This is a genomic window from Citrobacter sp. U14242, assembly GCF_046555775.1.
Taxonomy (GTDB): Bacteria; Pseudomonadota; Gammaproteobacteria; order Enterobacterales; family Enterobacteriaceae; genus Citrobacter.
The window spans coordinates 244,564-251,468 of sequence record NZ_JBKGLW010000009.1 but is presented as its reverse complement, the minus strand read 5'-3'; the positions used below and the strand labels follow the sequence as shown (position 1 = coordinate 251,468).

The window sequence follows — 6,905 nt, the reverse complement described above, 5'->3', positions numbered from 1 at the left end:
CCTATGCTCAAACTATAGGGCAGGATCGTCTACCGGGGTGGGGTCAGTCCAACTATAGGGCAGGATCGTCTACCGGGGTGGGGTCAGTCCATTACCTGAATTTCCTTTATCTGGCAAAAAGAGAGCGACTTACCCTCAATCTTAGAGAGAGTTATGCACACTGTATAGCCCACATCGTTTTAATTCCCTCCTGAAGCCGCTGTGCATACTTTTGAGTAGCACAAAAAAGAAACGACATACTCACCCATGGGTATTATTTTTTTGTCGACGACATCACCTTTTCTCTAAGTAAAATTCATGAGATCAACTGGCGTACGTCTAATACTTATTCTAGGGTTAAATCATCTCCTCTTGTGTCACATTATTGTTTTTTTAAAGCAAAAAATGTGGTTATTTGAAAAAGGTGAAGGATATGGCTCTAGTCTTCGACAAACGCTTAATTCTTTTTTGCGGCGCCTTTTCCATTATTCCGGCGGCAAATGCAGCGTCCACCAACGGGACATTTCAGGTACTGATGACGATACAAAAAGCGTGTACCGTCACTGCGGGGTCGGCTTCAAATATTACTCTCGGTTCCGTGAGTACCACTGCGACAAATACTAGCGCAAGCAACACAATTTCAATTAACTGCTCAAAAACCACCCCCTACTTTATTGGCCTGGCACCTTCAACGGCCAACGGCGGGACCCCCACAGGATCCGGAGCCATGTCCTCTGTCGCAAATGCAGCAAACAATACCGATAAAGTGCCTTATCAATTGAACCAAACATCAGCAACAGGACCGGTCTGGGGGAATACGGCCACCGCCACCACTGTAGGAAATGGTGTTGCATCCCAGGGAACAGGCCTCCAGCAGAGTTTTACCGTTTATGCCACCGCGCCAAGCGCGAACTTCACACCTGACGACTATGCCGACACCGTAACGGTAAACGTTAACTACTAAATTCAGGAACACCGATGACAGTAAAACTGCCTGTACAGCAGTATGCCTGCGCATGCCTGTTAGGAGCGGCTGTGAGCATAAATCCGGCAACAGCAAGCGGATTGCAGGTTGCTCCAGTCACATTAACACTGCAGGCGGCGCAAAATGCCGATGGGATCTGGTTAAGCAACGCCGGAGAAAACGTGCTGAATGCCCAGGTTCGGGTCTTTCGCTGGAGCCAAAGCGCTTACGGCGACAAGCTGTCTCCCTCTCAGGGGCTGGTTATCAGCCCGCCGATGCTGGCGCTAGCCCCTGGTGAACGCCAGCTGATTCGTGTTATTCGCACCGGCCCGCCATCGACACATACTGAAGATGCCTATCGGTTATCAATTGACGAATTACCACCAGCAAAATTACAAAAAAATAAACTTCAGTTTGTGCTGCATTATTCCATACCTGTTTTTATTCAACCAACGGCGCAGGCTGAAACCCAGGCCAAATTACAATGGAAATTACAGCAACTTGACGGCAAAAAATTTCTTGAAGTCAGTAATCAGGGAAATGGTCATGCACAATTATCAGCGGCAACCTTTATAAACCATAATGGCGCGAAAAAGGTCATTACGCCGGGACTATTAGGCTACGTTCTTCCGGGATCGACAATGCGGTGGATATTATCCCCGTCCGCCAGTGATACCCATGATGGCGGTAAAGTTGAAGTAACAATTAATGGCCAAAAAACAGTACAAGATCTCTAAGAGATCCTGGCATCTGGTAAAATGTTGCTTACTCAATGGAGCATTATTATCTGGAATGGTTTCAGCTCACGCGGTCAATAATGGCCAAACAAATAGTGGAATTATGGGTGACGCAACACATCTTGCGGGCATCGATTTATATCTCGACGTAACCCTGAATGGAAACCCTGTCGGATTGGTGCATTTTGGCTATGAGAATGAAAAACTCTATGCTGGCGCAAATACCCTACGACAGTTGGGTTTTCGCTTACCGCAAAATACGGCTGCAACCGTCGGTCTGAACGATATTGCCCACCTGAGCATTGACTACAACGTCGAACAACAAACTCTGGCGCTCACTGTGCCGCTCAGTTCCCTTGATCTTGTCACCACACAGGTGAACCAGACCGGCGACGCGACACCAATAGCATCAAACTCACATGGGGCGTTACTCAATTACGATGTCTATGCTCAGCAGGGAGATGAAACCAGCGTCAACACATTTAGCGAGTTGCGCGCTTTTAATGGCTCAGGGGTGTTAAGCACCACCCAACTGACTCAATATTCCACCGCACCCAACGCAGAGAATGCCTTCTACCGCATGGACACCGGTTGGCGCACATCATTTCCGGATAATATGTTGGCGATAAACGTTGGCGATACCCTGACAAGCTCGCTCACCTGGTCCCGACCGACCCGCATTGGCGGCATCCAGATAGGAACCGATTTTGGTTTACAGCCCTACATGCCAACCACCCCGCTTCCCTCCTATCTTGGTTCTGCCACGCTTCCTTCAAACGTTGAGTTGTACGTCAATGGGGTTAAGTACTACAACGGGGAGGTTCCGGCCGGAAGTTTTCAAATCAATACCATGCCTAATATCAGTGGCGCAGGAACCGGTCAGGTGATGATGACCGATGCGCTGGGCAGAACGACAGTACAAAATTTCTCGTTCTACAACGATCAACAACTCCTGCGAGAAGGGCTAACAGCCTGGTCAGCGGAATTGGGCGCAGTAAGAGAGAATTATGGTTACGCCTCATTTGATTATGCCAGCGCCCCTGTGTTTAGCGGGACCTGGCGTCGAGGATTCAGTAACACCTTTACTGCAGGTACGCACGCGGAAACCAGCGATGGGCTGATCAACGCAGGTTTTAGCAATGACTGGGTTCCCGGCCCGCGCAGCGGCACAGTATCCTCCGCATTGGCAGCCAGTACGGACTCAGGGAAAAGCGGATTTTTGTACAGTGTTGGTTACCGCTGGTCAGGTGAACAGTTTAATTTCAGCACCAGCACCACGGCGACGTCGGGTGACTACCGTGATGTCGCAACCCATTATGGTGAGCCGCCGCCCTCACTGAGCAGCAATACGGTGATAGGTTATGCAATGGCGTCTGCCGGCAATGTCAGCCTGAGTTACCTGCAGTTTCGTTATCCACACGATAGCGCAGTGCGCTACGCCAACACCAGTTGGTTCAAATCAATCACCGATAACGTTTCACTCAATGCCGGCTTTAACCAGAATATTGACGACACCCGCGATCGCAGCGTTTATCTGATGGTGACGGTCACCACCAGCGGTAATCTGAGCGCCAGCAGCACCGTACAACGTACCAGTAATGAAACCGGCTACCAGATCAATGCCAGCCAAACACCGCCCGGTGACGGCGGCTGGGGATGGAACGTTGCAGCCAGCCAGCAAGCCTCCCGGCAAAGCGGCCAGGGGGAAATCGGGTATTTGGGCCGTTTCGGAAAAGCCTACACCGGGTTTAGCCGCCTGCCTGATAACCACTACGGTTATGCTGGCGCGACCGGTTCCCTGGTTGCGATGGGGGGAGGTTTGTTCGCGGCTCGGGAAATCAACAATGGTTTTGCCGTCGTATCCACTGACGGCATTCCGGACGTGCCAGTCAAGCTGCAAAATAACCTTGTCGGTCGCAGCGACGATCGGGGCCTGCTGCTGGTCACGTCACTCAACAGCTATCAAAACAATCAAATCAGTATTGACCCCATGGATCTGCCTGCCAATATGCGGATCGCCCGCGTTGAAGCCAATGCAACGCCGGCAGATCGTTCCGGAACCCTGGTCCGTTTTGGCATCACTCCCGTAAGCGCCGCGCAGGTTGCTCTTGTTAACGAACAGGGTAAAGCCATTTCTGAGGGCAGCATGGCATATATCACTAACGGCACGGGCCAGTCATCCGTCGTCGGATTCGATGGTATGGCCTGGTTCGACACCCTGGAACAGCACAACAGACTACGCGTTGACACAGATACCGGTAGCTGTAACGCACAATTCGATTATCCCGCCAACGCAAAGGGGATCGTACAAATAGGCCCGCTGGAATGTCGGTCACAATAGCAGGAGTTCATTCATGAGATTAAGACAGCTGCTGCTAATCGCTACACTCCTCGTCTGTCCGGGGATAAGCCATGCAGTAATCTGTTCCGTAAGTAACGTCCAACCAATGAGTTTTGGTGCAGTGGACCCGTTGTCATCAACTGGCGCAACGACCTCAATGACCTTTACCTGGACTTGCGCAAAAGAAGTGACCGACGTACTGGCGGGGATTAACCTCTGTTTTAATATTGGCGCATCAGCCGTCAGCGGTCAGGTGGCAACACGGAATATGTCGTTAAGCGGAACACCTGCCAGAACGTTGAGCTATCAGCTATATCAGGATGCCGGGCACAGTAAAATCTGGGGGAGTCAGTATCAGAGCGGAACCACGTTTCCCATGGTACAGCTTAACTTGCTCAATTTGATCCCAGTGACCGGTTCACTGACAGTATCCGCTCAGCTCGTCACTCCGCAAACCTCTGCAGTCCCCGGGAGCTATCAGGATAACTTTACGGCAGCAACGGCGCTTATCACCCTCAACCCTGGATTAGTTATTCCGCCCACCACGTGTGGTGATACCGTTGCCGCCAGACTCCCCTTCACCGTATCAGCCACTGTCAGCAAACAGTGCAATATCACCTCGGCCACTAACATTAGTTTTACCCCGGTGAAGGCAACCCAGCGCAATGCGACAGCATCAAATACCATCGGGGTGGCATGCACCAATAACACCCCTTATACCATTGGACTACAACCCTCCAACGGCAATACTGCAGGCAGCGGCGTGATGAGCGGAACGGGGGCAAACAGCGATAAAGTCCCCTATCAACTCAGCTCAACGCCTGGGCCTTCCGGTACAGTGTGGGGCAACACCTCGCTCAATACCGTTACAGGCACTGGCACCGGTTCAGCTACGCCGTATTCAGTGTATGCCACGGTTCCCAGCGCGAACTACACGCCCGACAACTATGCAGACACCGTCACCATCTCAGTGACCTACTGACCCGCCACTAAAATGCAATCAAGAAAACACAAATAATTATCATTTTATTTACTTTTAGAGGTACATCATAAATCTGACAAATAGTCATTCTCATGCGCCATGCATATTAAATGTCTGAATAGCCACCAGACCGCAAATATTCTCAGAATAAATAGATAATTATTCACTTAACGCGTAATTCTCCTGTTTTTTATAGGGTAATGAGGGGACTGGAGGACAGGCCGTTTCTTGAAAAAAATGTTAAATTTAAGTTTATATGGTGAGATCCACTGTATACCACGGCCAAATTAAGAACATATTACTTTTATAACTAAGGTTTATCATGGATAAGTTATCTTACGCTTCAGATAGCAGCACATCTGCCTGGAATACCTACCTGCAACAAATCGAGCGTGTGGCCCCTTACCTGGGCGAACTTTCCCATTGGGTGGATACCCTGCGCCACCCGAAACGCGCACTCATTGTCGATATTCCGGTGCAGATGGATGACGGCACTATTCGCCATTTCGAAGGATATCGTGTACAGCACAACCTCTCCCGCGGTCCGGGAAAAGGCGGTGTGCGTTATCATCCTGATGTTGATCTTAATGAAGTGATGGCCCTTTCCGCCTGGATGACCATCAAATGTGCCGCACTGAATCTGCCGTACGGCGGTGCCAAAGGTGGCGTTCGCGTCGACCCGTTCTCGCTGTCTGAGGGTGAACTGGAGCGTTTGACCCGTCGCTATACCAGTGAAATCGGCATTATCATTGGGCCGCAAAAAGATATTCCTGCGCCGGATGTCGGCACCAACGGCAAAGTGATGGCATGGATGATGGATACCTACTCCATGAACCACGGCACCACCGTAACCAGCGTGGTCACCGGTAAACCTATCCACCTTGGCGGTTCGTTGGGTCGTGATAAAGCGACGGGTCGTGGCGTGTTCGTCAGCGGTCTGGAAGTGGCTCGTCGTGCCAATATCGACGTTGAAGGCGCGCGCGTAGCGGTACAAGGCTTTGGTAATGTCGGCAGTGAAGCGGCTCGCCTGTTCGCCAGTGCTGGCGCGCGCGTCGTTGCCATTCAGGATCACACTGCCACCCTGTTTAACACCACCGGGATCGACATGACCGCATTGACCGCCTGGCAGTTGGAGCACAAACAGATTGCTGGTTTCCCGGGGGCAGAAACTATCGCCAGCGAAGCCTTCTGGAGCGTGGAGATGGATATCCTGATCCCTGCCGCACTGGAAGGACAGATTACCCGTCAGCGTGCAGAAATACTGACCTGTAAACTGGTGCTTGAGGGCGCTAACGGCCCAACTTACCCGGATGCCGATGATATGCTGGCAAGCCGCGGTATCATCGTGGTACCTGACGTCGTATGTAACGCAGGCGGCGTCACCGTCAGCTACTTCGAATGGGTTCAGGACATGGCCAGCTTCTTCTGGAGCGAAGAAGAGATCAACAACCGCATGGATAAAATCATGACCGATGCGATGGTTCATGTATGGGAGAAAGCGGCGGAGAAATCCTGCTCATTGCGTACAGCCGCCTATATTGTGGCCTGCGAGCGTATCCTGCTGGCACGTAAAGACCGCGGTATTTATCCGGGATAATACGACTGCAGATACGTCAACGTTTTTGGCCGACGATAAACGCCAGTCGTGAGTTACGCCAATAATGCGGCATTATTTGTGGCATTATTGGCGCGTAGTCTCTTGATTAATCCGCCCCGCTTTCTGCATTTTACTTACCAAATATCTGCGTGCGTTGTTAGCCAATAAACATTAAATTCCCTCGCAGCAACCATAATTTGCGTTAAGAACGCATAGCAACGCATTATTGGCCGCAATGTCTACTACCAATTTTACGCCCCCCATATATATTGACGAACGGATGAAAAATCCCGAATAATTATCGA

5 protein-coding genes are annotated in these 6,905 nt (G+C 50.9%); all 5 read left to right on the top strand.

Annotated features, from left to right (window positions below):
• Positions 1 to 412: 412 nt before the first annotated feature.
• The 5 genes from ACLJXE_RS17035 (at position 413) to ACLJXE_RS17015 (ending at position 6,600) form a co-directional block, all read left to right on the top strand.
• Positions 413 to 943, top strand: coding sequence for a spore coat U domain-containing protein (locus tag ACLJXE_RS17035; protein ID WP_410751466.1), 531 nt, complete (start codon positions 413 to 415; stop codon positions 941 to 943).
• Between the two features lie 14 nt (positions 944 to 957).
• A complete protein-coding gene (locus tag ACLJXE_RS17030) occupies positions 958 to 1,680 on the top strand; it encodes a molecular chaperone (protein WP_286630910.1) in 723 nt (240 codons plus the stop codon).
• 55 nt (positions 1,681 to 1,735) lie between these two features.
• Positions 1,736 to 4,021 (top strand): fimbria/pilus outer membrane usher protein, encoded by a 2,286-nt coding sequence (locus ACLJXE_RS17025; protein ID WP_410751465.1) that lies wholly within the window; start codon positions 1,736 to 1,738, stop codon positions 4,019 to 4,021.
• A 13-nt stretch (positions 4,022 to 4,034) separates the two neighbouring features.
• Entirely contained in the window at positions 4,035 to 5,003 is a 969-nt protein-coding gene (locus ACLJXE_RS17020) for a spore coat protein U domain-containing protein (RefSeq protein ID WP_410751464.1), read from the top strand.
• Between the two features lie 322 nt (positions 5,004 to 5,325).
• On the top strand, positions 5,326 to 6,600 hold the full coding sequence (locus ACLJXE_RS17015; protein WP_005122303.1) for a Glu/Leu/Phe/Val family dehydrogenase: 1,275 nt from the start codon (positions 5,326 to 5,328) through the stop codon (positions 6,598 to 6,600).
• The last annotated feature ends 305 nt before the right edge of the window (positions 6,601 to 6,905 follow it).

Coding starts and splice junctions, on each gene's coding strand:
- ACLJXE_RS17015 (WP_005122303.1), top strand. CDS start 5,326: ATGGATAAGTTATCTTACGCTTCAGATAGCAGCACATCTGCCTGGAAT.
- ACLJXE_RS17020 (WP_410751464.1), top strand. CDS start 4,035: ATGAGATTAAGACAGCTGCTGCTAATCGCTACACTCCTCGTCTGTCCG.
- ACLJXE_RS17030 (WP_286630910.1), top strand. CDS start 958: ATGACAGTAAAACTGCCTGTACAGCAGTATGCCTGCGCATGCCTGTTA.
- ACLJXE_RS17025 (WP_410751465.1), top strand. CDS start 1,736: ATGGTTTCAGCTCACGCGGTCAATAATGGCCAAACAAATAGTGGAATT.
- ACLJXE_RS17035 (WP_410751466.1), top strand. CDS start 413: ATGGCTCTAGTCTTCGACAAACGCTTAATTCTTTTTTGCGGCGCCTTT.